18 protein-coding genes, 3 tRNA genes and 1 pseudogene are annotated in these 24,502 nt (G+C 42.4%); 8 read left to right on the forward strand and 14 right to left on the reverse strand.

All coding sequences use genetic code 11. From position 1 onward, the window contains the following. The first annotated feature begins 2 nt into the window (after window positions 1-2). The gene (locus tag AB3G73_RS14615) at window positions 3-773 is read left to right on the forward strand and encodes a LytTR family DNA-binding domain-containing protein (protein WP_148365550.1); all 771 of its coding nucleotides are present in this window, start codon (window positions 3-5) and stop codon (window positions 771-773) included. 158 nt (window positions 774-931) lie between these two features. Here the strand turns inward: AB3G73_RS14615 and AB3G73_RS14620 are convergent, their stop codons facing one another. Continuing rightward, window positions 932-1,132: a hypothetical protein gene (locus tag AB3G73_RS14620; protein WP_195650245.1), complete on the reverse strand. Its 201-nt coding sequence runs from the start codon at window positions 1,130-1,132 to the stop codon at window positions 932-934. 15 nt (window positions 1,133-1,147) lie between these two features. Then, a tRNA-Leu gene (locus AB3G73_RS14625) sits at window positions 1,148-1,231 on the reverse strand. 164 nt (window positions 1,232-1,395) lie between these two features. On the opposite strand from AB3G73_RS14625, the gene AB3G73_RS14630 reads away from it, so the two are divergent. Beyond that, window positions 1,396-2,478 carry a mannose-1-phosphate guanylyltransferase gene (locus tag AB3G73_RS14630; RefSeq protein ID WP_195650244.1) on the forward strand — a complete coding sequence of 361 codons (1,083 nt, stop codon included), beginning with the start codon at window positions 1,396-1,398 and terminating at the stop codon, window positions 2,476-2,478. 155 nt (window positions 2,479-2,633) lie between these two features. Here AB3G73_RS14630 and AB3G73_RS14635 read toward each other — a convergent pair whose 3' ends face one another. The 3 genes from AB3G73_RS14635 to rpsO all read right to left on the reverse strand — a co-directional run bounded on the left by AB3G73_RS14635 (window position 2,634) and on the right by rpsO (window position 5,355). Further along, window positions 2,634-4,283: an AMP-binding protein gene (locus AB3G73_RS14635; protein ID WP_367745152.1), complete on the reverse strand. Its 1,650-nt coding sequence runs from the start codon at window positions 4,281-4,283 to the stop codon at window positions 2,634-2,636. A 42-nt stretch (window positions 4,284-4,325) separates the two neighbouring features. Beyond that, window positions 4,326-4,901, reverse strand: coding sequence for a helix-turn-helix domain-containing protein (locus tag AB3G73_RS14640; RefSeq protein WP_004296396.1), 576 nt, complete (start codon window positions 4,899-4,901; stop codon window positions 4,326-4,328). A 184-nt stretch (window positions 4,902-5,085) separates the two neighbouring features. Beyond that, window positions 5,086-5,355 carry a 30S ribosomal protein S15 gene (gene rpsO / locus AB3G73_RS14645; protein ID WP_004296393.1) on the reverse strand — a complete coding sequence of 90 codons (270 nt, stop codon included), beginning with the start codon at window positions 5,353-5,355 and terminating at the stop codon, window positions 5,086-5,088. A gap of 155 nt (window positions 5,356-5,510) precedes the next feature. On the opposite strand from rpsO, the gene typA reads away from it, so the two are divergent. After that, window positions 5,511-7,310, forward strand: a complete 1,800-nt coding sequence (gene typA / locus AB3G73_RS14650; RefSeq protein WP_148365553.1) for a translational GTPase TypA — start codon at window positions 5,511-5,513, stop codon at window positions 7,308-7,310. A gap of 80 nt (window positions 7,311-7,390) precedes the next feature. Here typA and AB3G73_RS14655 read toward each other — a convergent pair whose 3' ends face one another. The 4 genes from AB3G73_RS14655 to pckA form a co-directional block, all read right to left on the reverse strand. Then, on the reverse strand, window positions 7,391-7,915 hold the full coding sequence (locus AB3G73_RS14655; RefSeq protein ID WP_367745154.1) for a chromate transporter: 525 nt from the start codon (window positions 7,913-7,915) through the stop codon (window positions 7,391-7,393). Beyond that, window positions 7,912-8,469: a chromate transporter gene (locus AB3G73_RS14660; protein ID WP_320975087.1), complete on the reverse strand. Its 558-nt coding sequence runs from the start codon at window positions 8,467-8,469 to the stop codon at window positions 7,912-7,914. The genes AB3G73_RS14655 and AB3G73_RS14660 overlap by 4 nt, the downstream gene beginning before the upstream one ends. Before the next feature lie 31 nt (window positions 8,470-8,500). After that, window positions 8,501-10,990, reverse strand: coding sequence for a glycoside hydrolase N-terminal domain-containing protein (locus AB3G73_RS14665; protein ID WP_367745155.1), 2,490 nt, complete (start codon window positions 10,988-10,990; stop codon window positions 8,501-8,503). Window positions 10,991-11,210: 220 nt separating this feature from the next. Further along, window positions 11,211-12,818 (reverse strand): phosphoenolpyruvate carboxykinase (ATP), encoded by a 1,608-nt coding sequence (pckA, locus tag AB3G73_RS14670; RefSeq protein WP_143259220.1) that lies wholly within the window; start codon window positions 12,816-12,818, stop codon window positions 11,211-11,213. A 280-nt stretch (window positions 12,819-13,098) separates the two neighbouring features. Between pckA and upp the strand changes: the two genes are divergently transcribed. Then, the gene (gene upp, locus AB3G73_RS14675) at window positions 13,099-13,752 is read left to right on the forward strand and encodes a uracil phosphoribosyltransferase (protein ID WP_004310703.1); all 654 of its coding nucleotides are present in this window, start codon (window positions 13,099-13,101) and stop codon (window positions 13,750-13,752) included. Window positions 13,753-14,379: 627 nt separating this feature from the next. Then, complete coding sequence (locus AB3G73_RS14680) at window positions 14,380-14,973, forward strand: hypothetical protein (protein WP_148365558.1); 594 nt, start codon at window positions 14,380-14,382, stop codon at window positions 14,971-14,973. A 148-nt stretch (window positions 14,974-15,121) separates the two neighbouring features. Here AB3G73_RS14680 and AB3G73_RS14685 read toward each other — a convergent pair whose 3' ends face one another. Together AB3G73_RS14685 and ahcY are read right to left on the reverse strand one after the other, a co-directional pair. Then, on the reverse strand, window positions 15,122-17,635 hold the full coding sequence (locus AB3G73_RS14685; RefSeq protein WP_258978614.1) for a YfhO family protein: 2,514 nt from the start codon (window positions 17,633-17,635) through the stop codon (window positions 15,122-15,124). 150 nt (window positions 17,636-17,785) lie between these two features. Then, window positions 17,786-19,204, reverse strand: coding sequence for an adenosylhomocysteinase (gene ahcY, locus AB3G73_RS14690; protein ID WP_187343931.1), 1,419 nt, complete (start codon window positions 19,202-19,204; stop codon window positions 17,786-17,788). A 183-nt stretch (window positions 19,205-19,387) separates the two neighbouring features. Between ahcY and AB3G73_RS14695 the strand changes: the two genes are divergently transcribed. Next, the gene (locus AB3G73_RS14695) at window positions 19,388-20,590 is read left to right on the forward strand and encodes an ATP-binding protein (protein ID WP_195650239.1); all 1,203 of its coding nucleotides are present in this window, start codon (window positions 19,388-19,390) and stop codon (window positions 20,588-20,590) included. 141 nt (window positions 20,591-20,731) lie between these two features. On the opposite strand, the gene AB3G73_RS14700 is transcribed toward AB3G73_RS14695, so the two are convergent. Both AB3G73_RS14700 and AB3G73_RS14705 read right to left on the reverse strand, forming a co-directional pair. Beyond that, on the reverse strand, window positions 20,732-22,420 hold the full coding sequence (locus AB3G73_RS14700; RefSeq protein WP_258978617.1) for a S41 family peptidase: 1,689 nt from the start codon (window positions 22,418-22,420) through the stop codon (window positions 20,732-20,734). Window positions 22,421-22,465: 45 nt separating this feature from the next. After that, window positions 22,466-23,455 carry an adenosine kinase gene (locus AB3G73_RS14705; RefSeq protein ID WP_234133078.1) on the reverse strand — a complete coding sequence of 330 codons (990 nt, stop codon included), beginning with the start codon at window positions 23,453-23,455 and terminating at the stop codon, window positions 22,466-22,468. 77 nt (window positions 23,456-23,532) lie between these two features. On the opposite strand from AB3G73_RS14705, the gene AB3G73_RS14710 reads away from it, so the two are divergent. Then, a tRNA-Asn gene (locus tag AB3G73_RS14710) sits at window positions 23,533-23,606 on the forward strand. A 28-nt stretch (window positions 23,607-23,634) separates the two neighbouring features. Continuing rightward, window positions 23,635-23,708 (forward strand) — tRNA-Asn (locus AB3G73_RS14715). A 60-nt stretch (window positions 23,709-23,768) separates the two neighbouring features. Here AB3G73_RS14715 and AB3G73_RS14720 read toward each other — a convergent pair. Beyond that, a pseudogene (locus AB3G73_RS14720) lies at window positions 23,769-24,475 on the reverse strand (ComF family protein). Window positions 24,476-24,502: the final 27 nt, after the last annotated feature.

The following is a 24,502-nucleotide window of genomic DNA, read 5'->3' on the forward strand; positions in this document are numbered from 1 at the left end:
CCATGAAAGTTCTGATTATAGAAGACGAAAACCACAGTGCCGAACGCCTGCAACGTTACATCTGTGCACTGCACCCTGATTACGAAATTTCCGGCATCACCAAAAGTATTGTCCAAAGCATAGATTTCCTCCAACGGGAGCAGCCGGACCTGATATTCTCCGACATCCGCCTACAGGATGGATTAAGTTTCGACATTTTCCGTCAAGTGGAGATAGTCTCGCCCATCATTTTCACCACTGCCTATGACCAGTATGCTATACAGGCATTTAAATTCAATAGTATCGACTATTTGCTGAAGCCTATCGACTCGGATGAATTGGAAGCAGCTATACAAAAAGCGATAGAAAGAATATCCCCCTCATCTCCTACTACCACTGCCCCGAATCTGGAACAGCTGTTGGAATACCTGAGTGGGGCTATTCCCACCCCTCATTATCGGGAAAGATTTCTGGTATCCCGCAGAGACGAATATATCACTATCGAAGTCCAAAACGTCTGTTTCATCCACTCTCAACAGAACATAACCCGCCTTTATCTGACGGATGGCACCTCTGCCACCATTCCTTCCACATTGGACCAACTGGAAAAGGAAATGAACCCTACTTCTTTCTTCCGTGCAAACCGCCAGCATATGATACAGGTGGGGCACATTAAGAAAGTCAGCAACTGGTTCAACTATAAATTAAAGGTAGAAATGAACGGATATCCGCAGGAGGAAATTCTGATAAGCCGGGAGAAAGCTGCCACATTCAAGAAATGGCTGGACAGATAACGACTGACTAGCTCTATAATCAAGATTTGCTGGGGTGTCATACCGAAAGATCAGGACACCCTGCAAACACTGGCAGTACATAGTACAACAACACACTACACAACTACAACCTATAGAAGTAATAATCCGGAAATTCTAACGAAAAATCCGAAAAACCACTAATCATAATAATAAAATACCGGCACTTTTTTCTTTAATGCGGGGATGTACATTTCATCCTGTTTTATCAGATTATCCACGAAAGTGACATCAAAGCCCGTAATATCGAACCAATTCTTATAACAAAGTACCAGATTTAATCTATCAGCAAACCAACGAGTTACGAGGAGTAGAAAAGAAAAACGGAGAGAGTTTTTCAACTTTCTCCGCTTCAGTACCCAGACCCGGGGTCGAACCGGGATGGAAGTGAATCCACTGGTGTTTGAGACCAGCGCGTCTACCGATTCCGCCATCTGGGCGCATACTTGATTTCTCAATTGCGGTGCAAAGATACGACATTATTTTGAATCCACAATAGTTTGGCAAAAAAAAGGAGAAAAAAATAATAAAACATATCTTAAACACTTCTCTATTCAGAGAATAAACCGTACATTAGCAGAAACTTTAAAATAGAGTCACTATCATGACAAACCAGGATAATTATTGCGTGATTATGGGTGGCGGCATTGGAAGCCGCTTCTGGCCGTTTAGCCGCAAAACATTGCCTAAACAATTCTTAGATTTCTTCGGAACGGGTCGTTCACTTTTACAGCAGACTTTTGACCGGTTCCAAAAGGTTATTCCAACAGAAAACATTTTCATCGTTACCAATGCAATGTATGCAGACTTAGTGAAGGAACAATTGCCAAAAGTAAGCGAAAGCCAAATTCTGCTGGAACCTGCAAGACGAAATACGGCTCCATGTATAGCATGGGCCTCTTACCACATCCGGGCACTGAATCCAAACGCCAATATCGTAGTTGCACCTTCAGACCATTTAATTTTAAAAGAAGATGAGTTTCTTGCCGCTATTGAAAAAGGACTTGAATTTGTTTCACGCTCTGAAAAACTACTAACATTAGGTATTAAACCCAATCGTCCGGAAACAGGATATGGATATATACAAATAGATGAACCCGCAGGTGAAAACTTCTACAAAGTAAAAACATTCACTGAAAAACCGGAACTGGAATTAGCTAAAGTATTCGTAGAAAGCGGAGAATTTTACTGGAATTCCGGACTGTTTATGTGGAATGTAAATACAATCATCAAAGCAAATGAAGATTTGTTGCCTGAATTAGCTTCCAAACTGGCACCGGGAAAAGATATTTATGCCACCGATAAGGAAAAAGCATTTATTGAAGAAAATTTCCCCGCATGTCCTAATGTATCCATCGATTTCGGTATTATGGAAAAAGCGGACAACGTGTATGTATCGTTAGGAGATTTTGGCTGGTCTGATCTTGGAACCTGGGGATCACTTTATGATTTATCGGAAAGGGATTCAGAAGGCAATGTTACTCTGAAATGCCATTCGCTTATTTATAATAGTAAAGATAACATGGTAGTACTTCCAAAAGGAAAACTGGCCGTAATTGATGGATTGGAAGGATTTCTAATAGCAGAATCAGACAACGTTCTTTTAATCTGCCGCAAAGATGAAGAACATGCCATCCGTAAATATGTGAATGACGCCCAAATGCAACTGGGTGATGATTTCATTTAGCAGCGCGCAGCACTTAACCCGCCACAGCAAAAACCGGATAAGACAATAATACAAATAATGAACGGTGAACTCTCTGCAAACAATCATGCAGTTCGTTCACCGTTCACCGTTTATTATATTGAAAAACTTTGTGTGTCTTTAAGCAATCACAGGTCCTAGATAATTTCTATTCCCTGCTCTTTACAAAGTTGCAATCCCAGATCTTTCAATCTGAACTTCTGAATCTTTCCACTACCTGTCATCGGGAACTCATTCACAAAGAATATATATTTCGGAATCTTATAACGGGATATTTTATTTCTGCAAAAATCACGAACATCGGCTTCCTGCATTTTCACACCTTTCTGCAAGATAATAAATGCTCCGACTGCCTCACCGTATTTCTTAGAAGGAATACCTGCCACCTGAACATCTTTCACTCCATCAAGTTTATAAAGAAACTCCTCTATTTCGCGCGGATAAATATTCTCACCACCCCGGATAATCATATCCTTAATGCGTCCGGTAATCCGGTAATTTCCATCTTCATCCTTGATACCCAAGTCACCGGAATGCAGGAAGTTGTTTTCATCGATCACTTCTGCCGTTGCTTCCGGATTTTTATAATATCCTTTCATGGTGTTATATCCACGGTTGCACATCTCACCTTGTACGCCAACCGGACATTCTTCACCAGTTTCCGGGTCGATCACTTTTACTTCCGTAAATTCAAAATCACGCCCTACCGTATTACAACGTACATCAAACGGATCATCAATACGAGAAGCTGTCATACCCGGTGCAGCCTCTGTCAGTCCATACACACTAGTCACCTTCATATACATTTTCTCTTCTACCTGCTTCATCAGTTCGACAGGACACAGAGAACCTGCCATAATACCTGTACGAAGACAAGACATATCAAAGAGATCAAACATCGGATGATGCAACTCGGCAATAAACATAGTCGGTACTCCATAAAGAGCCGTGCAACGTTCTTTATGAATGGAAGCCAATACAATCAGCGGATCGAAACGTTCCACCATTACCTGCGTACAACCATGAGTCAGACAGTTCATGGTAGCCAACACCACTCCGAAACAATGGAATAACGGAACACAGCAGCAAAGTTTATCATCTGCCGTGAACTTCATGTGTTCACCAGTCAGAAATCCATTATTGGCAATATTATAATGTGTCAGCATTACTCCCTTCGGAAAACCGGTAGTTCCCGACGTATATTGCATATTCACCACATCGTGACAATCCACCTTGCTTTTGAGTTCGCTCAAACAATCATCTTTCACATTATTTCCCAATAACAGAATCTCCGCTGTATTATACATACCCCGATGTTTCTCCTGCCCTACATACACTACATTTCTCATGTACGGAAAACGTTCACTCTTCAAATGTCCGCGTTCACAGGTTTTCAATTCGGGAAGCATTGTATAGGTCATCTGCACAAAGTCACTGTCCTTCTCGCCATTCACGATACAAAGCGTATGCATATCCGAATCCTGGCAAAGATACTCCAACTCCGATTGTTTATAGTTCGTATTCACAGCAACATATACCGCACCGATCTTCGCACAAGCATACAACAATGTCAACCAATCGGGAACATTAGCCGCCCAGATACCCACATGGGTACCACGTTCCACACCAATGGCGATAAGCCCTTTCGCCATATCATCCACACGACGGTTTAACTGGCTCCAGGTAAAACGGAGATTGCGGTCGGAATAAACGATATATTCCTTATCGGGAGTCTCTTCAGCCCAGTGCTCGAGCCACTGTCCCAAAGTACGATCAAATAATTGCATGGGATTCTTTCTATACTTAATACTTAATACTTTATACTCAACTCAAATCGGCGTGTAAACTACTGCCAGGATTTTTGCAGCCTGCCCCTCGTAAGCATGTACATGATGAGGAACAATGGAATCATAATAAATGCTATCACCCTCTTCCAACAAATAGGTATTCTTACCGTAGCTGATTTCCATGATACCTTCCATAACCATGATAAACTCCTCCCCTTCATGAGAAGAAAGCACGAAGTCGGTATCCTCCGTTGGCATCACATCGATAATAAACGGTTCCATATGACGATCTGCCTTTGACTTGGACAACGAGTGATATTCCATGTGTTTGCGAGAATGAATCGCGTTATTGGAAAAACTAATCGCATCTTTGGCTTCTTTCTTACGACATACCACCGGTCCGACTTCATCCTGGTCATCAAGAAAAGTCCCCAGACGTACTCCCAACACACGCGCTATTTTAATTAGCGGTGCAAGAGAAGGTATATCAATATTATTCTCAATACGTTCAACTTGTTCGATAGCCAAACCCGAACGTTGTGCCAACTCTTCTATGCTTATTGATTTATCTTCGCGGAGGGCTTTAATCTTTTCGCCAACAATCTTACTTGTATCCATTTTGAAAGCATTTTAGTTATCAAAGGTGATAAATTATAATAATTAAGTTGCAAAAATAGCAAAATCTTTAGATGGACACAATTATAACTGAAGAAAATACGACTGTCAGGAAGAAAAAGAAGAAACTAAAAAAGCCGCTCCTCTATAATGAGGAACGGCTCTTAATCTTTTCGCGACAAGTAGATTACTTACGCAAACCGAGCTCTTTAACAATAGCACGATATCTTTCGATATCTCTTGCCTTCAGGTAATCGAGCAAGCGACGACGCTTACCTACCAACATTGTTAACGCTCTTTCAGTACTATAATCTTTTCTGTTGAGCTTCATGTGCTCAGTCAGGTGAGAAATACGGTAGGAAAACAAAGCCACCTGGGCCTCAGCTGAGCCGGTATCAGTGTTAGACTTTCCGTACTTTCCGAAGATTTCTTGCTTTTTAGCAGCGTCTAAATACATAATTCTTAGAATTTTAATTGATAAATTATTCTTTTGAGCGTGCAAAGATAGGCATTATCTTTATATCACACAACGATTTACAAGAAAAAATTGCTATCATTGCATATATTTCTAATCCTATTTTCGTACCTTTGCAGCCAAATAATAGGTATTATATGCAAAATATTCGAAACATTGCAATCATTGCCCATGTTGACCATGGGAAAACAACGCTGGTTGACAAAATGCTATTGGCCGGAAATTTATTCCGCAGCAACCAAAATAGTGGTGAACTTATCCTGGATAACAACGATTTGGAACGTGAACGTGGTATAACGATTCTCTCCAAAAACGTATCCATCAATTACAACGGTACAAAAATTAATATTATTGATACTCCGGGACACAGCGACTTCGGTGGTGAGGTAGAACGCGTATTGAATATGGCCGACGGTTGTATTCTGTTGGTAGACGCCTTCGAAGGTCCGATGCCCCAGACTCGTTTCGTACTGCAAAAGGCGCTGGAAATCGGTTTGAAACCTATCGTGGTAGTTAATAAGGTAGATAAGCCTAACTGCCGTCCGGAAGAGGTTTACGAAATGGTTTTCGATTTGATGTTCAGCCTGAACGCAACGGAAGACCAGCTGGACTTCCCCGTAATCTACGGTTCCGCCAAAAACAACTGGATGAGCACCGACTGGAAGCAACAGACTGACAGTATTACTCCGCTATTGGATTGTATCATCGAAAATATTCCGGCACCCAAACAACTGGAAGGCACTCCCCAGATGTTGATTACTTCTCTGGATTATTCTTCTTATACCGGTCGTATCGCCGTAGGTCGCGTACATCGCGGTACATTAAAAGAAGGTATGAATATAACGCTTGCGAAACGCAACGGCGATATGTTCAAGAGCAAAATCAAAGAACTCCATGTTTTCGAAGGTTTAGGCCGCGTGAAAACAAGCGAAGTCTCTTCCGGTGACATCTGCGCACTGGTAGGTATCGACGGATTCGAGATTGGAGATACAGTTTGTGATTTCGAGAATCCGGAAGCATTGCCGCCAATCGCTATTGATGAGCCGACCATGAGTATGTTGTTTGCGATCAACGATTCTCCTTTCTTCGGCAAGGATGGTAAGTTTGTGACTTCACGCCACATCCATGACCGCCTGATGAAAGAACTCGATAAGAACTTGGCTCTCCGTGTAAGAAAGAGTGAGGAAGACGGTAAATGGATTGTTTCCGGTCGTGGCGTACTCCACCTCTCTGTATTGATCGAAACAATGCGTCGTGAGGGTTACGAATTACAGGTGGGTCAGCCGCAGGTTATCTTCAAAGAAATCGACGGTGTGAAATGCGAGCCGATTGAAGAGTTGACCATCAATGTACCGGAAGAATATTCCAGCAAGATTATTGATATGGTTACCCGTCGTAAAGGCGAGATGGTAAAGATGGAAAACACGGGCGAACGTATCAATCTCGAATTCGATATGCCTTCTCGTGGTATCATCGGATTGCGTACCAATGTACTGACTGCTTCTGCCGGTGAAGCCATCATGGCACACCGCTTCAAAGAATATCAGCCGCACAAAGGAGAAATCGAACGTCGTACGAACGGTTCTATGATTGCTATGGAAAGTGGAACAGCTTTCGCTTATGCCATCGACAAATTGCAGGATCGCGGTAAGTTCTTTATCTTCCCGCAGGATGATGTTTATGCAGGACAAGTAGTAGGTGAGCATTCTCACGACAACGACCTGGTTATCAATGTTACCAAATCGAAGAAGTTGACGAATATGCGTGCTTCCGGTTCGGATGATAAAGTACGTCTGATTCCACCTATCCAGTTCTCACTCGAAGAAGCACTGGAGTATATCAAGGAAGACGAGTATGTAGAAGTTACCCCTAAAGCAATGCGTATGCGTAAAGTGATTTTGGACGAAATTGAACGTAAACGTGCAAACAAGAACTAACCATTCTTTCATAATATTATAATAGAAATCCCGGTTAAACGCAGTGTTTAACCGGGATTTTCTTTTTCCTATAAGCATTACTAATACAGCAACAATCCTACCACACCCGCCAGACAAATCAATAGAATAGGATGAAGATTCCATTTCCATGTAACCCCAAAGGCGACTGCGAAAATACCGATGCTTTTATAGTCCATAAAATTCTCTCTATTCATCATAAGCAATGCAGCAGAAGCAATCAGGGCGACCGACATAGGAAGCAGTCCGGACATAGCCGCTTTAATATACTTATTATCCTTACACTTCGCAAAGAAATAAGAAATGAGCAATACCAAAATAAAAGAAGGCAAACAAACGGCTAGAGTGGCCAACACAGCTCCCCAAACACTTTGTGTTACCGCATAGCCTACGTACGTAGCACTATTTATACCAATCGGTCCCGGAGTCATCTGCGAAATTGCGACCACATCCGTAAACTGTTGAGGAGTCAGCCAATGATGGAGATCCACTATCTCATGTTGAATCAGGGAAAGCATCGCATATCCACCCCCAAAACCGAACATACCTATTTTAAGATACACCCAAAGTAATTGCCAATATATCATACCTGTTTATTCGCTATTTTTTCTTTCAACCATAATGTATATACCAATCCCCCTATAATTCCGGCCAATACAATATAAATAGGTGATAAGCCGAACTGCCAGATCAACACGGTAGCTATGGCAGGAGCAACCAACTGAAAATACTTCAGTTTCAAAGCTCTTGCAGCAGAAATACAAGGAAACAGAATCAATGCTACTACGGCAGGACGTATTCCATTAAAGATGCGAATCATCACTTCATTATCCTGAAACCGTGCAAAAAACATGGCTATCAGCATCATGATAACGAAAGAAGGAAGAATCGTAGCCAATGCACACACCAGACTCCCACCCACCTTATACAACTTATATCCTACGAAGATAGAAATATTCACCGCAAACACCCCCGGAAGTGACTGTGTCAAAGCAAACATCTCCATAAATTCTTCCTTACCCATCCATTGTTTGGCAACAATCTCCCGTTCAATCAACGGAATCATGGCATAACCACCACCAATAGTAAACATTCCAATCTTCGCAAATGTCACGAATAATTTTAAATACTCCAGTACCATCCTCTCTTTCTAACTTTCCGATATTTTGCGTTTAATTTTTAATGAGCCCTTTGGCTGCATCATATCTAATCTGATAACTGTGTCCTTTCACTGTTTTAAAGGAGATAGTCTGATCCGCATACTTTATAACACAGTTGCCTCCTGCATTAGAGCGCACAACAGCTTCCTTCAACAGATGATTCTCCCAAATCATATCCACCTCAAAATTTCCTTTCGCACAGATACCACTGATAGAACCATCTTTCCATGCATCCGGCAAAGCCGGTAATAATTGAATAAAGCCCATATGACTTTGGAGCAACATTTCGGTAATTCCCGCTGTCCCGCCAAAGTTTCCATCAATCTGGAAAGGCGGATGCGTATCCCACAAATTATCCATGGTTCCGTTCTTCAATAAATTGCCGAATAAAGTATAAGCATGATTACCATCCTGCAAACGCGCCCACTGATTCAACTTCCAACCCATACTCCAACCGGTAGCACCATCACCACGATGCACCAATACTACTTTAGCAGCTTTCGCCAGTTCGGGAGTAGTGACCGGAGAAACCGTATGCCCCGGATGCAGGCCGAACAAATGATTCACATGACGATGTTCATCTTTCGGATCATCAATATCCACCGACCATTCCATCAACTGACCATAACGACCTATTTGATAGGGAACGAGATTGGCAAGCACATGCTCCCACTGCTTACGTTCTTTCTTATCTACACCCAACACTTTGCTTGCCTCAATCGCATCCATCAGAATTTCACGCACCACGGCATGCACAAAAGTAGCTCCCTGATCGATAGGACCATGTTCGGGCGAAGTGGACGGAGCAGCCGTATAGGTTCCATCCGGCTTATGCCACAGGTAATCGACTGCAAAATCGGCACTACTCTTAATCAGTTCATAACCGATTTCTTTCAGAAATTTCAAGTTTCTTGTATAGTCGTAATACTCCCAGATATGGGTAGCCAGCCAAGGACCTGCCATCGGATTGAAGTTCCACGACATATCCTGACTTTCCAACGGAGTGGTAAAGCCAAAAATATTGCCTGAGATAGATGCCGTCCATCCTCTAGCACCGAAATAAGCCTGTGCAGTCTTCTCGCCCGGTTTCACGAGCGTACGGATAAAGTCAATCAACGGAAGCACGCACTCATTCAAGTTGGTAGAACAAGCAGGCCAATAATTCATCTGGATATTGATGTTATTATGATAATCCACACGCCACGGCCCATCAACATTATTGTGCCAGATCCCCTGCAGATTGGCAGGCATATTGCCCGGACGGGAACTGGCAATCAGAAGATAACGTCCAAATTGATAATACAACTCTTCCAGATAATAATCCGGCTGCCCTTTCCGATAATTTTTCAGACGTTGAGAAGTAGGCAGGTTCACTCCTTTCACCGCTGGATTCAGATTCAGCCGAACCCGGTTGAACAGAGTAGCATAATCATTATAATGCTGATTGAATAAAGCAGTATATCCCTGCGCCACTGCGTTATTCATCCACTGCTTTGTCGTTTCTTCGGGATTAACACCTATATATGTTTTCGGATCTTTGAAATCCGGATCAAAGTTAATCTTATAGTCAGTGTCCGCTGTGACATAAAATACAACTTCGTCTGCATCCTTCACCGTCAACTTTCCATCTGCATTAGACAGTGTTCCTCCTTTCGCTTCTGCCCGGATGCGAACAACATATTCCATTCCATTATTATCCAAAGAAGCTGTGTAAACCAATCCTTTATTTCCATCAGAAGCCATGCTGCCGGTAGACAGGGGATTGGGCGCATAACTGAAAACCAGATTTTGTTTCCCCGGTTGATCCGCGCTAAAACGTACCACCATTACATTGGCAGGGTAAGAGATAAAAAAGTTACGTTGATAAGCCACACGATCCTTTTTGAATTGCACGACTGCCATAGCCGAATCCAAAGACAGAATGCGCTTATAATCGCTCATTCCTATCATATTCAGTCCGGTTTCTACATAAAACTCTCCCATTGTAGTAAAGCTGCCGAAACGGAAAGGATTTTCTCCGTCAGCTTCATACGATACTTCACTATTGAAGTTCTGCCGCGTCAGCATTTCAGCCTTTTTCTGATCTCCTTCTGTAAATGCTTTGCGTATTTCATCTAAAAGATGGGCCGATTGCTTATTGACATTCCAATAATAGTCCGCACCTTTCGCTGTGTTCGGACCACCGCGCCAAAGCGTTTTTTCATTGAAAGTGATACGCTCGGCTTCCACCGATCCCATAATATTTGCGCCGAGGCTGCCGTTACCAATAGGCAATGACTGTGACTCCCAACTGGCATCCAGATTACGTCCGCTTCCTGCTGTTATCGGTTTATTTTCACCTTTCCACAAATCCGGTCTTCCGCCATACCAGGCAGCATACCCCTGCAAAGTATTGGGAGTGTCAAACCAGATGGAAAGTCCTTGAGTATAATCGGTTTCTCCGGCATAAAGCCCGGAGGTAAGGAATAAGGAACTGATAAGAAGGAAATAAAATTTCTTCATGGTCGTCGTATTATTATTCAAGATTATCCACTTATATATAATTTGCACAAAAGTAATCAAAATATACCATAACTGCCTTTAAAGGTTAGTACTCCTGTTTTGGCAAATATAGGGAAAAGTTTTAAACAGGCAGCATTCATTCCCATAGAAAGGCACAGGCATAAACAAAAAAAGGCGGTTCGAAATCGAACCGCCTTCCATATTATATCTGATTCTCCAATTAGAGTTTCGGACCAGCAGCAACCAAAGCCTTACCAGCTTCGTTACCAGTAAATTTAGCGAAGTTCTTGATGAAACGTCCAGCCAAATCTTTTGCTTTTTCTTCCCATTTGCAAGCACATTCGTAAGTGTCGCGTGGATCAAGGATCTTCGGATCAACACCCGGAAGTTCTGTAGGAACAACAAAGTCGAAGAAAGGAATAACCTTAGTAGGAGCTTTGTCAATAGAACCATCAAGGATAGCATCGATGATACCACGAGTATCTTTGATAGAGATACGTTTGCCAGAACCATTCCATCCTGTGTTAACCAAGTATGCTTTAGCACCAGTCATTTCCATCTTCTTAACCAATTCTTCTGCATATTTAGTCGGGTGCAATGACAAGAAAGCAGCACCGAAGCAAGCAGAGAATGTCGGAGTCGGTTCAGTGATACCACGTTCTGTACCAGCCAATTTAGCTGTAAATCCAGACAAGAAGTAGTATTGAGCCTGTTCCGGGTTCAAGATAGATACCGGAGGCAATACACCGAATGCATCAGCAGACAAGAAGATAACTTGTTTAGCGTGAGGACCTTTAGAAACCGGTTTAACAATGTTTTCGATGTGATAAATAGGATACGAAACGCGAGTGTTTTCAGTCACGCTCTTATCTGTGAAATCAATCTTACCGTTAGCGTCAACTGTTACGTTTTCAAGCAAAGCATCACGTGTGATAGCATTGTAGATATCCGGTTCGCTTTCTTTATCCAGGTTGATAACCTTAGCGTAGCAACCACCTTCGTAGTTGAATACACCTTCGTTATCCCATCCGTGTTCGTCGTCACCGATCAATTTACGTTTCGGGTCAGTAGACAAAGTTGTCTTACCTGTACCAGACAATCCGAAGAAGATAGCAGAGCTAGTTCCTTCCATATCAGTGTTAGCAGAACAGTGCATAGAAGCGATACCACGAAGCGGGTTCATGTAGTTCATGATAGAGAACATACCTTTCTTCATTTCACCACCGTACCAAGTATTCAGGATTACTTGTTCTTTAGTCTTCAGGTTGAATACAGTAGCAGTTTCAGAGTTCAAGCCCAGTTCTTTGTAGTTGTCAACTTTTGCTTTAGAAGCGTTGAAACATACGAAATCAGGTTCTCCGTAGTTAGCAAGTTCTTCAGCAGTCGGGCGGATGAACATGTTAGTTACGAAGTGAGCCTGCCAAGCTACTTCCATAATGAAACGTACTTTCATACGAGTAGCTTCGTTAGCACCACAGAAAGTATCAACAACGAACAAACGTTTGCCGGAAAGTTGTTTTACAGCTTTAGCTTTCAAGTCAGCCCAAGCTTCTTCAGTACATGGTTTGTTGTCGTTTTTGTAATCTTCAGAAGTCCACCATACAGAATCAGCAGAAGCTTCATTCTTAACGAAGAATTTATCTTTAGGAGAACGACCGGTATAGATACCTGTCATCACGTTCACAGCGCCTAATTCAGTTACTTGACCTTTTTCAAAGCCTTCCAGACTCGGTTTTGTTTCTTCAGCGAACAAAACATCATAAGACGGATTGTGCAAAATCTCGGTCACACCTGTGATGCCGTACTTGCTTAAATCTAAATTTGCCATTTTCTTTGAATTAATTAAAATTGGTATTTTGTTTTCTATCTCTTTTCACCTTAACATGGGGAGCTTTGAATACCCCCTTGTAAATCCGGCTACAAAAGTAATACTTTCTTTGGAAAGGAAGAAGGTATTGAAGAAATTTTTCCTTAATTGAAACTCTTTTATAAATTCCTAACAATATCTGCAAACTGAATATTGCAATTTGAAAGATTATCATTTACTTTGCAAGCCAGTATGCTGACAATACTATGAAAATGAGATTAAAATTTGATTAAAATATAATATGAAAGTAATTGATTTTGGCCAAACTAATTCGATTCTAAACCAGTACATATCCGAAATTAGAAATGTAGAAGTTCAGAACGACCGCCTGCGTTTCCGCCGTAACATTGAACGGATTGGAGAAATCATGGCTTATGAAATGAGTAAAGAGTTTAAATACTCGGTAAAGAATATCCAGACACCACTGGGAATTGCTCCGGTCAGTACGCCGGACAACAATTTAGTAATCAGCACTATTCTACGTGCAGGTCTGCCTTTCCACCAAGGTTTCCTTAGTTATTTCGACGGGGCGGAAAATGCATTTGTTTCTGCTTACCGCAAATATAAAGATACGCTGAAATTCGATATACATATAGAATATATCGCATCCCCCCGTATTGACGATAAAACACTGATTATCACCGATCCTATGTTGGCAACAGGAGGCAGTATGGAACTGAGTTACCAGGCAATGCTGACGAAAGGTCATCCTGCTGAAATCCACGTTGCTTCCATTATTGCCAGCCAAAAGGCCATTGACCATATAAAGAATGTATTTCCTGAAGACAAGACAACCATTTGGTGCGCTGCCATTGATCCGGAAATCAACGAACATTCTTATATTGTTCCGGGATTGGGTGATGCAGGTGATCTTGCTTATGGCGAAAAAGAATAAATGATTCAACCCGATACACCATCAGCTGATTCAGCCGACACAGGAATAGATATAGAAATCTGTGTATATCCGGTTCTCTCTCATATATAAAAACAGAAATCCTCTTTCAACCTATCACCAGCATTATCAAACCCTTTATCCATAGTGTTTTCAGAGCGGTGATAGGTTGTCAGTAACCTATCACCGCATCTATCACCTATCACCACCTAAATTAAATAATAGTTATTGCTAAAGAGAACATCAACGCGTTCTTAATAGTCTTTCCCGTATTGAAACGACTTGTTTCAAGCCGTGGAACTATCAGTTTCAAGCGTTAGAAACAAAAGTTTCAAGGTGGAGAAACAATAGTTTCACGCTGGAGAAACAATAGTTTCAAGGCGGGGAAACAAAAGTTTCACGCTGGGGAAACAATAGTTTCACGCCGGAGAAACAACAGTTTCAACGCTTGAAACTACTTGTTTACCACCTCGTAACTCCTTTCCATCCCAAGGCATAGATAATATAAGCCACAGGAGAGTAGAGTTGAGCTTTTGATAGACAAATCTCCGCACTTAGTCGATTTTATTTTTATCTGTTCCGATATCTGCTTAGCTTTGAAGTATTAAAACAAATAAAAGCATAAGAGAGATGAGAAAAAACATGAAATTGATAGGATTGGCAGTCTGCTTAACGTGCTGTGCAGGTTTTATAAATGCACAAGAAGCCAATGAGCCGCAAGAAAGGCAACAAGAAAAGCGTCTTCCACGTGAGGTGTTGAATCCGGAAAAGGTAGCCACGCAGATGACAGACCAAATGAACAAGTTACTCCAGTTGACAGATAAACAATATAAAAAAATATACAAGCTGAACCTGAAAGAGCAGAAAGCATTCTTCAAGGCTATGCAAAATTCGGATGGTCAACGTCCGCCAATGGGAGAAGGTCATGGGATGCGGGGAGGACGCCCACCAATGGGTGGAGGCCAACCGCCTATGATGAGAGAAGGTGGTTTTCCCGGTAGAATGGGAGGTGGACCGATGATGAGCAAAGATAACAATTCTGCCGATTCACAAAAGAAAGCTGCAGAAGCCAAAGAAAAGAAGATAAAAAAGATTCTGACAAAAGAGCAGTACGAAAAGTGGCAGGCAGAACAAAATGCCGCACGGAAAAAGGCTGCTCAAAGAAGAATGCACAAAGATAATCACTCTGGCGAAAGACCGGATTTTGAACAGAAAAATCTCTAAAACATCACACTTAATATATTTCTATGAACAGCGTTTGTTTTTCATAATTTTTTTAGTGAATGCAAAGTAGCGGCTCTCTTCGTGAGGAAGAGAGCCGCCTTTATTTTACAGCCTTACAATACATTATAAGGTTGACGACTATTACATTTTAAGGCTTCTTCGCTATCTTGCTCCGCTGTGTCCACGCAAGAAGCATAACTCCGATTAACAATAAAGCCAATGCTGCATAAGCAATACTTTCCGTGACGTGTATGCTTTGCGGATCAAACCACATCTCGATGGTATGTTCTCCTGCCGGCATATTTATTGCACGCAAGATATAGTCTGCACGGGCAATATCCACCAGCTGACCATCGATAGTCACCTGCCATCCCGGATAATATATTTCAGAGAAAACAACAACTCCGTCTTTAGGAGTGGAAGCCTTATAAACCAAACGATTTGGCTCGTAACTGGTTAACTGGATGGTAGATAATGAATCTTTATATCCTTCTGTCACACCCTTCAGCTGTTCTTTAAACTTCACATCCACTACGGCTGTTTCCGTTGGGAGAATATCGTTCAAAGCATCTATTTCTTCATTTGCATTATTTACATACTGCACCTTATCTACGAACCATGCATTACCGTATGCATAAGGATTCATAACAGGAACAGCCTGCCCTTGCTCTCCGGCAGGGAAAATGAAGTATTTGGTATTCAGCATATTCAATACACGGAATTTGGAAGCATCCACACTGTCCATCTGTCCACCGGCAGTAGCCACAGCCTGATAAGTTTCCTTCATTTCGGGCACGATGTGATGGTCTATCATTTCCTGATAGCGGCGAAGCTTTGCTGCATGATAGCCGCCGACACTCTTATGCCAATATGCTGTATTGTTTTCGTTAAATGTATTACCGGGGAAACCGATGAAGTTCAGTACACGATAATTCGGAGTCGTATCCTGAAGAATAATCTCATCCGCCTGTGTCTTCACGAATGCTTCTGACTGCTTCGACTTCGGTACGAACTGTTCGTCATTCAAGTAGCGTTTATTGACGCTCCACATATCTATCAGACACAAAAGCGCAATACCCGCCAGCGTGAAAGAGGCTTTCAACTTCCGCAGCTGATACAAGAATAAGAACAGGCAACCGATCACTATAATAAAGAAGCTGCGCCATGCATCCGAAGCAATAATGGCTTCGCGCATTTCAGTCAGATTAGCCACAAACGGAGCCAAATGTTCGGCAGGAAGTGCTTGTTGCAACGCAGCCATCTCCTGCGTCGTTATAAAGCTGGAGAAGAAAACGCCCGGGGCGACAGCTAAAACGAGTGCAACACCGGCAGTTAGTACCAACGCAGCAATCACGCCTCTGCAGTTCTTTTCCTGTTTCAGCATATCCGGTTTACTCAAAATCTCTTTCAAGGCAAAAATCGCCAACAAAGGTATTGTAAATTCAGCTATTACCAGAATAGAAGATACAGCGCGGAACTTATTATACATCGGGACATAATCGATAAAGAAGTCCGTCAGTCCCATGAAATTCTTTCCCCATGAAAGCAGAATCGAGAAGATAGTAGCTCCCAGCAGCGCCCATTTAAGAGGACCTTTCACAATGAAGCACCCCAATACAAAAAGGAACATCACAAATGCCCCCACATATACCGGACCGGCTGTCCACGGCTGCTCGCCGAAATATTGAGGTAACTGTGAGTAGATACCGTTATACATTGGATTAGCCTTTGCCATAGCAGCTTCGCTCTGCGACATCGTAGATCCTGATCCTCCCCCTTTTACATTCGGAACCAGCAACGTCAACGTTTCACCGATACCATAACTCCAGTTGGTTATATAATCACGATCCAACCCACTACTCGTCTGACTGGCAGCAGCTCCCTCCTGCTTCAATTCGCTCTTGCCGCGCATCGTCTCCTTACTATATTCATACGTATGATACAGATTGGAAATATTGATACAGACTCCTACCACGGCAGCCAGTGCCAAAACCCCGCTGGCCTTGAAGAAATGAGGCAATTCTTTCTTTTTATAAGCATCTTCAAAGTAAGCTCCTACAAAAAACAGGATCACAAACATGAAATAATAACTCATCTGAATGTGATTCGACTGAATCTGAAGGGCGATGAACAGGGCCGTAATGATTCCGCCCAACAGATATTTCTTCCGGTAAGCCAAGACGACACCTGCAATCGTAGGTGGTATATAAGCCAATGTCACAAACTTCCAGATATGCCCTGCCGGTATCAGAATGAAGAAATAGGAAGAGAATGCCCATATCACTCCGCCTAATCCTGCCAGCCAGGCCGATATTCCGAATGCCCGCAAGAGGATATAAAATCCCAGCATCATGATAAAAGTCAGCACTACATAATCCGGAAGAAAGAGGCGATAAACCCTCTCCACTCCTTTCAGAGACGTTGTCGAGTCGTAACTCGGAGACATCTGATAGGTAGGCATACCTCCAAAAATCGAATTCGTCCAACGTGTACGTTCTCCAGTACGTTCGAGGTACTCTTTCGATTCTTGTCCTGCACCGACTCCGGCAGCCGTGTCATGCTGAAACAAGATACGACCTTCGATATCAGCCGGGAAAAAATAGGCAAAAGAAAGAATGATAAAAGCCAGAATGGCTATTAAGTCGGGAAGAAACTTTTTCATTTACGATTAGACGATTTACTATTTACGATTGAAGTTTGAATATAAAAATAAATACGATTGGCAATCTAACATTTACAATTGATAACGGTGGGATATCAATCTCCTGCATTTATCAATCGTAAATGGTAAATCGTCTAATCGTAAATCTAATTAGTATCTATAATGATCTGCTTTATAAGGACCATCCACCGACACACCGATATAAGCGGCCTGTTCGGGAGTCAGCTTAGTCAGTTTCACACCGATCTTCTCAAGATGCAGGCGGGCCACTTCCTCGTCCAGATGCTTCGGCAGGCGATATACATTGATATCATATTTCTTGTTGAACAGTTCTATCTGTGCCAATGTCTGATTGGTAAATGAATTACTCATCACGAATGACGGGTGTCCTGTTGCACATCCCAGATTTACCAGACGACCGTCGGCCAACAAGATGATGCTATGTCCATCCGGGAAATAATAACGGTCTACCTGCGGTTTGATATTCACACATTTGATGCCCGGATAATGTTTCAAAGCATCTACCTGAATTTCATTATCGAAATGGCCGATGTTGCAAACGATAGCCTGATCTTTCATTTTCTCCATGTGGTCGATACGGATAATATCGATATTTCCTGTCGTAGTCACGAAGATGTTACCTTCCATGCAAGCTTCTTCCATCGTCACTACTTCGAAACCCTCCATTGCAGCCTGCAGTGCACAGATCGGGTCTACCTCCGTCACGAGCACCCGCGCTCCGTAAGAACGCATGGAATGAGAACAGCCTTTACCCACATCACCATAACCGCATACCACTACTACTTTTCCGGCAATCATCACATCTGTTGCGCGCTTGATTCCGTCAGCCAACGATTCGCGGCAACCGTACAGATTATCAAACTTAGATTTCGTTACCGAGTCGTTCACATTGAATGCCGGGAACAGCAATTTGCCTTCTTCCTGCATCTGATACAAACGGTGTACGCCTGTCGTTGTCTCTTCAGATACGCCACGCACTTCTTCCGCTACACGATGCCAGCGGGTGCTGTCTTCTGCCAACACTTTTTTCAAAATGGCATTCAGTTCTATTTCATCCTCTGCGTGTACTTCCTTATCCAATACGGCAGCATTATTTTCTGCATCATAACCCACGTGGATCATCATTGTCGCGTCACCGCCATCATCTACAATCACATTCGGTCCCTTGCCGCCGTCAAAGCTCAATGCCTGCAACGTGCACCACCAATAATCGGCAAGAGTCTCGCCTTTCCATGCAAACACCGGCACGCCGGCAGCAGCTATTGCAGCAGCAGCATGATCCTGTGTTGAATATATATTACAAGAGCACCAACGTACTTCAGCTCCTAAAGCCACTAATGTTTCAATCAGCACAGCCGTTTGAATGGTCATGTGCAACGAGCCCATAATGCGGGCGCCTTTTAACGGTTTGGATTCTCCATACTTTTCGCGAAGAGCCATCAGGCCGGGCATTTCTTTTTCTGCCAAATCGATTTCCTTGCGTCCGAAATCAGCAAGTGTAATATCTGCCACCTTATAGGGCAGAGTAGAGAATAATTCTGTAGACATATTGTAAATCATTTATATATAATGGACGCAAAGATAGAACATTCTGATTAGTAGGGCAAAAGCTATCCGTTTTTTTTATATTATAATAACTAGAGAGGCAGTCAGCATCTCGGAATATTGTCTTATATTTGCAACAGATAAAACAAATTCTACAACATTCTAATGAATAACAATAAATCTTCTATGAGGAATTACAAAAACAAAACAAAGGAAGACCTTTTAGAAATAATCGAACAATTAGAGGAGAAAATAGATTTTCTTTCCTCTCATTCTTCTTCTGATTCTTCCTCTCCCTCCAAAGAACGTTTTCGTGATAAATATAGCACCCGGATACTGGATGCTCTTCCTGACATGCTCACCGTCTTCGACCATGACGCCAACATCATAGAGCTTGCTTCTTCTCCGGCAACTAATCACGTTGAAGGTATCAGCGCCAACAATATCACCACTACTAACGTAAAAGACATTCTACCCAAAGAGGCTTATGAAAGTGTCCGCAAAAATATGGATAAGGTGATTCTCACAGGAGAAAGTTCAACAGCCAGACATGATCTTATGTTGGACGGTGTTTTACATCACTACGAAAACCGTATCTTTCCTTTGGATAAGGAATATCTATTGTGTATGTGCCGTGATATATCCCAACAATGGGAGGCGGAACAGACGAATGCCCAACAACAGAAAGAGCTAAAGGCCGCCAGAATCAAGGCGGAAGAGTCGGACCGGCTGAAATCTGCTTTTCTGGCAAATATGAGTCATGAAATACGTACCCCGCTCAATGCCATTGTAGGGTTCTCCAAACTAATCACTTCCGCAGCATCTGCGGAAGAGAAGAACCAATATTCGGAAATCATCGAACGAAATTCGGAAATGCTGCTGAATCTATTCAATGATATTCTGGATTTGGCATCTCTTGAAGCTGATTCTCTAAAATTCAATATCCGCCCGATCAAATTAATAGATATCTGCCTGCAACTGGAACAACAATTCTGCCATAAGACGCAAAACGGTGTCAGGCTCATTTTGGACGACGTAGATACGGACATGTATGCTTCGGGAGACTGGAATCGCATCATACAAATTATAAGTAACTTGCTTAGTAACGCTACGAAGTTTACCCCGAAAGGAGAAATCCATTTCGGCTATCGGGAAAAGGAGGATTTTGTAGAGTTCTATATTAAAGATAGCGGCATCGGCATTCCGGCAGCAAGAATTGCCACTATTTTCCGGCGCTTTGGAAAGGTCAACGATTTTGTTCAGGGAACAGGATTGGGATTAACTCTTTGCAGAATGTTAGTAGAGAAGATGGGCGGACGTATCTGGTTGCGCTCTCAGGAAGGACAAGGAAGCAGATTCTATTTTACCCTGCCTTTGATTCGCCAATAAAGATCGGTTAAGGACACAAATATCAGTGTCCGGGCATGACCTTACAGGACTTTTACAATTAGATATAGAGATACAGAAAACGCGGCTTGTTAGTAACAAAGCCGCGTTTTCCGCATATATCTATGTTCGAAATATATTCATTTATTCCTTAGCAGCCGGAGCACTAAGCATTTCTTTATATTTCACCGGATCATTCAGAATTTTCATTGCTTCCTTCAAACCGTCATCATCCTTCAACTGCTGGATGATATTACCACGTTGGTAATAGTAACGCTTGATAATTTCAGTAGCAATCATCTTCTTTATATCAGATGAGAAATAATCCAAGTCGCGGTCAAGATCATGATTCAACTTCTTTTCAAGTGCTTTGAACTCCTCTGAAGCATCATCCATATATCCTTCAAACTCGGCAGCTTCTTTCAACGTTTTCAGAATCTTCTCGCTTTGCTGGTCATATTTGAAGTCGGCTTTCTTCACCAACGCTTTAAAATCATTATAATCGGCATCTGTCACCTCAAACTTCTCCGGAGCAACGATGGTAGGATGCTTCAAACAATACTGTGTTGCATAATCGAAAATCAGATTATCGCGTACCAGATAGAAGAGGATATTCGGTAATTTCTCCTGTTTGATAACAATATCCGGCATTACACCACCTCCGTCGCGTACTTCACGTCCGGCAGCCGTATGGAATACCTTAGTCAAACTATCAGGAATGGTTCCTACACTTCCATCTTCATTACGATGCTTGTAATCAATAGCCTGTACACAACGGCCACTCGGAATATAATATTTGGAGGTAGTCACTTTCATCGTTCCGCCATAAGGCAAAGAGCGGGGAACCTGTACCAGTCCTTTTCCGAAGGTACGGTTACCAACGATAACGGCACGGTCGAGATCCTGCAAAGAACCTGATAAGATTTCGGAAGCAGAAGCGGTTCCGCTATTTACCAGTACCACAATCGGAATGTCCAAATCCAACGGTTCGCGCAATGTCTTGTAAGTGTTACTAGCCTGTTTGATTTTTCCTTTTGTCGTCACAATCACCTTTCCACGCGGTAAGAAATAATTCGCAATTTCCACTGCTTCATCCAGCAATCCGCCGCCATTACTACGAAGGTCTATCACCAACGAAGTAGCGCCCTGTTTCTTCAAATCCAGAAATGCTTTCTTAAACTCTTTGGAAGGGTTGCCGGAGAAAGTGCTAAGGCTGATGTAACCTACCTTGTTATCCAACACGGCAGTATAAGGAATTGCCGGATTCTGAATAGACTCACGCACAATCGTGAATTCCATCGGTGTACGTCCGCCTTTCTCATTCGGGCGCTCAATCTTTAACTTAAAACTGGTACCTGCCTGTCCGCGTAACATCTGGCTGACTTCCGCGTTATTCTTACCGGCAAGATCCTGTCCGTCAATCTCCATCAGGATATCTCCCGCTTTCAGACCGGCTTTTGCAGCAGGCGTTCCCTCGAAAGGTTCAGAAATCATCGAACGCTTTAGTTTCGTATTATAAGCAATGTAAGAACCCATCCCACCAAATGATCCTTTAATCATCTGCTCCAGTTCACTCTGATCCTCTTCCGGGAAATATTCCGTATAAGGATCCAGCGTATAAAGCATATTATCGATTCCTTCCCGAATCGTTTTATTCGGATCAATGGTATCTACATAGAACATATCCAGTTCTTTCACAATCGCATTAAATATATCCAGATTCTTTGCAATCTGGAAATTACGGTCGTCTCCACTCTTGAAACTAAAGAAAGCAACTGTGGCTATCACCGCTACTGCAACAATAGCTATCTGCCTGTTCAGCAATTTTTTCATACCTCTTTCAATCTAAATGAGTCGTAAAAGTAGCTCAATCCTTTGTTATTCCGCCAGAATCCTGTTAATATTTAACTTAATTTCATCCCAGCGTTCCTGTGATATCGTTGTTCCGATTACCTGAATAACATTTCCCGAGAGAATAGAACCTATTTTTGCACATTTATCCAACGAATATCCGCAAGTCAATCCGTATAAGAATCCGGAAGCAAAATAGTCACCGGCACCAGTAGTATCTACCACCTTTTGAACCGAAATGGCTGAAGCCTTTATTTCTTCTGTCCCTTTACGGATATAAGAACCATTTGCCCCGACTTTTACGATAGCAATACTGCATTTCTTGGCAATCACTCTCAAAGCTTCCTCCGGCTCCTTGCCGGTAAAGGCTTTCGCTTCCTCTTCGTTTGCAAAGACAATGTCGACATATTTGTTGATTAGCAAGGTGAAGAATTCCAGATCATTAGCCACAATGTTATAACTAGCCATATCGAGACAAATCTGCAAACCGGCTTCTTTAGCCAGTTCAATGGCATGAAGAATCATTTCGTGGTCCTGAACAAGATAGCCTTCTATAAATAGGTACGCGTAACCTTTAAACATATCCAAGGTCAGTTCCTCTGCTCTCAAAGAAGCCGCTGCTCCCAGATAGGTTCCGAAAGTACGCTCCCCATCCGGTGAAATAAAAGTGGATGCCACACCGGAAGGCAGTCGATCTGACGTCAATAATTTGTCTTCAATCTTATTTTTCCGCAGATTTTCACGAAAAAATTCTCCATAATGATCATTTCCCACTTTTCCGATAAACCCTGTTCCGGCACCCAGACAAGCCAGTCCGAGGATGGCATTTCCTGCCGATCCGCCTGTTGCCAGATGGGTTTTCATCTGTGAAAATTTTGTGTTAATCTGCTGTAACTTAGCGTCATCGATGAGCTGCATGCTTCCTTTGGGTAAACCCATTTCATCCAAAAGAGTGTCATCCTTCAGGGTTGCGAGTACGTCTACCAGGGCGTTGCCCAATCCTATTATTTTGTCCATTCCTAATATTTTTTTTGCAAAGATATTGCATATTTCAAAAAAACCTAGTACTTTTGCATCGCAATTGAGAAAAACATTCTTCCTTAGCTCAGTCGGTTAGAGCATCTGACTGTTAATCAGAGGGTCCTTGGTTCAAGTCCAAGAGGAAGAGCAAAGTTGAAAATCTTGATTGCAAACATTCTTCCTTAGCTCAGTCGGTTAGAGCATCTGACTGTTAATCAGAGGGTCCTTGGTTCAAGTCCAAGAGGAAGAGCAAAAAAGAAGCCACCTGAATGGGTGGCTTTCTTATTTAATATCATTTATTCGTATATAATCACTCCACCGTTGCCAACGTCAATATACTAATCCGTATTCCCTCCACATTCACCAGACAAGAAGCACATGCCAGCGTAGTAGAACCGGTGGTCAATACATCGTCAACGATCAGTATGTGTTTCCTTACAAGTGTTTCGGGACGTTGAAGCTCAAAGATACCTTCCACATTATCCCGACGTTCAAGTATGGATTTGTGTGTTTGCGTTTCCGTATTTTTCTTACGCAATATGGATTCTGTATCTATAGGAATTCCTGTTACAGCAGTGATTCCACGGGCAATCCATTCACTCTGGTTATAACCGCGAATTTGCTGTTTTTTTTGTGAAGCGGTATAGGGATTATAACATCAATTCCTTGAAAGAAATGAGAAGATAAAAGTTCTGCTGCCATATACCGTCCCATAATTGCACCTATTTCCTTCTGTCCACCATATTTCAAACGGTGAAGAATCAGCCGGAAGTCACTTCCTTTCTCATAAAAGAAAAAAGAAGTAGCCCGTTCCAAAGGAATTTGTCCCCAGAAAAGTCGCTCTACCGGATTATCTTTTCGAAGATGATAGTTCGTACGAGGTAGTTTGATATTGCATACTGTACAAATACATTCCTCACCCTTTGCTAACGGTCGGCCGCAAACAACACAGCAACGGGGAAACAGTAAAGATAAAAAAGAACTAAGCCAGTCTTTTACAAGAAGTGTGTGTTTCATAATAATAGAGATTTCAAAGTTGCAATA

It is taken from the genome of Bacteroides sp. L008 (assembly GCF_040812255.1).
Lineage (GTDB): Bacteria > Bacteroidota > Bacteroidia > Bacteroidales > Bacteroidaceae > Bacteroides > Bacteroides vicugnae.

Coding starts and splice junctions, on each gene's coding strand:
- upp (WP_004310703.1), top strand. CDS start 13,099: ATGAAAGTAATTGATTTTGGCCAAACTAATTCGATTCTAAACCAGTAC.
- AB3G73_RS14695 (WP_195650239.1), top strand. CDS start 19,388: ATGAGGAATTACAAAAACAAAACAAAGGAAGACCTTTTAGAAATAATC.
- ahcY (WP_187343931.1), bottom strand. CDS start 19,204: ATGTCTACAGAATTATTCTCTACTCTGCCCTATAAGGTGGCAGATATT.
- AB3G73_RS14700 (WP_258978617.1), bottom strand. CDS start 22,420: ATGAAAAAATTGCTGAACAGGCAGATAGCTATTGTTGCAGTAGCGGTG.
- AB3G73_RS14655 (WP_367745154.1), bottom strand. CDS start 7,915: ATGATATATTGGCAATTACTTTGGGTGTATCTTAAAATAGGTATGTTC.
- AB3G73_RS14680 (WP_148365558.1), top strand. CDS start 14,380: ATGAGAAAAAACATGAAATTGATAGGATTGGCAGTCTGCTTAACGTGC.
- AB3G73_RS14705 (WP_234133078.1), bottom strand. CDS start 23,455: ATGGACAAAATAATAGGATTGGGCAACGCCCTGGTAGACGTACTCGCA.
- AB3G73_RS14685 (WP_258978614.1), bottom strand. CDS start 17,635: ATGAAAAAGTTTCTTCCCGACTTAATAGCCATTCTGGCTTTTATCATT.
- rpsO (WP_004296393.1), bottom strand. CDS start 5,355: ATGTATTTAGACGCTGCTAAAAAGCAAGAAATCTTCGGAAAGTACGGA.
- AB3G73_RS14635 (WP_367745152.1), bottom strand. CDS start 4,283: ATGCAATTATTTGATCGTACTTTGGGACAGTGGCTCGAGCACTGGGCT.
- AB3G73_RS14615 (WP_148365550.1), top strand. CDS start 3: ATGAAAGTTCTGATTATAGAAGACGAAAACCACAGTGCCGAACGCCTG.
- AB3G73_RS14630 (WP_195650244.1), top strand. CDS start 1,396: ATGACAAACCAGGATAATTATTGCGTGATTATGGGTGGCGGCATTGGA.
- AB3G73_RS14640 (WP_004296396.1), bottom strand. CDS start 4,901: ATGGATACAAGTAAGATTGTTGGCGAAAAGATTAAAGCCCTCCGCGAA.
- AB3G73_RS14660 (WP_320975087.1), bottom strand. CDS start 8,469: ATGGTACTGGAGTATTTAAAATTATTCGTGACATTTGCGAAGATTGGA.
- pckA (WP_143259220.1), bottom strand. CDS start 12,818: ATGGCAAATTTAGATTTAAGCAAGTACGGCATCACAGGTGTGACCGAG.
- AB3G73_RS14665 (WP_367745155.1), bottom strand. CDS start 10,990: ATGAAGAAATTTTATTTCCTTCTTATCAGTTCCTTATTCCTTACCTCC.
- typA (WP_148365553.1), top strand. CDS start 5,511: ATGCAAAATATTCGAAACATTGCAATCATTGCCCATGTTGACCATGGG.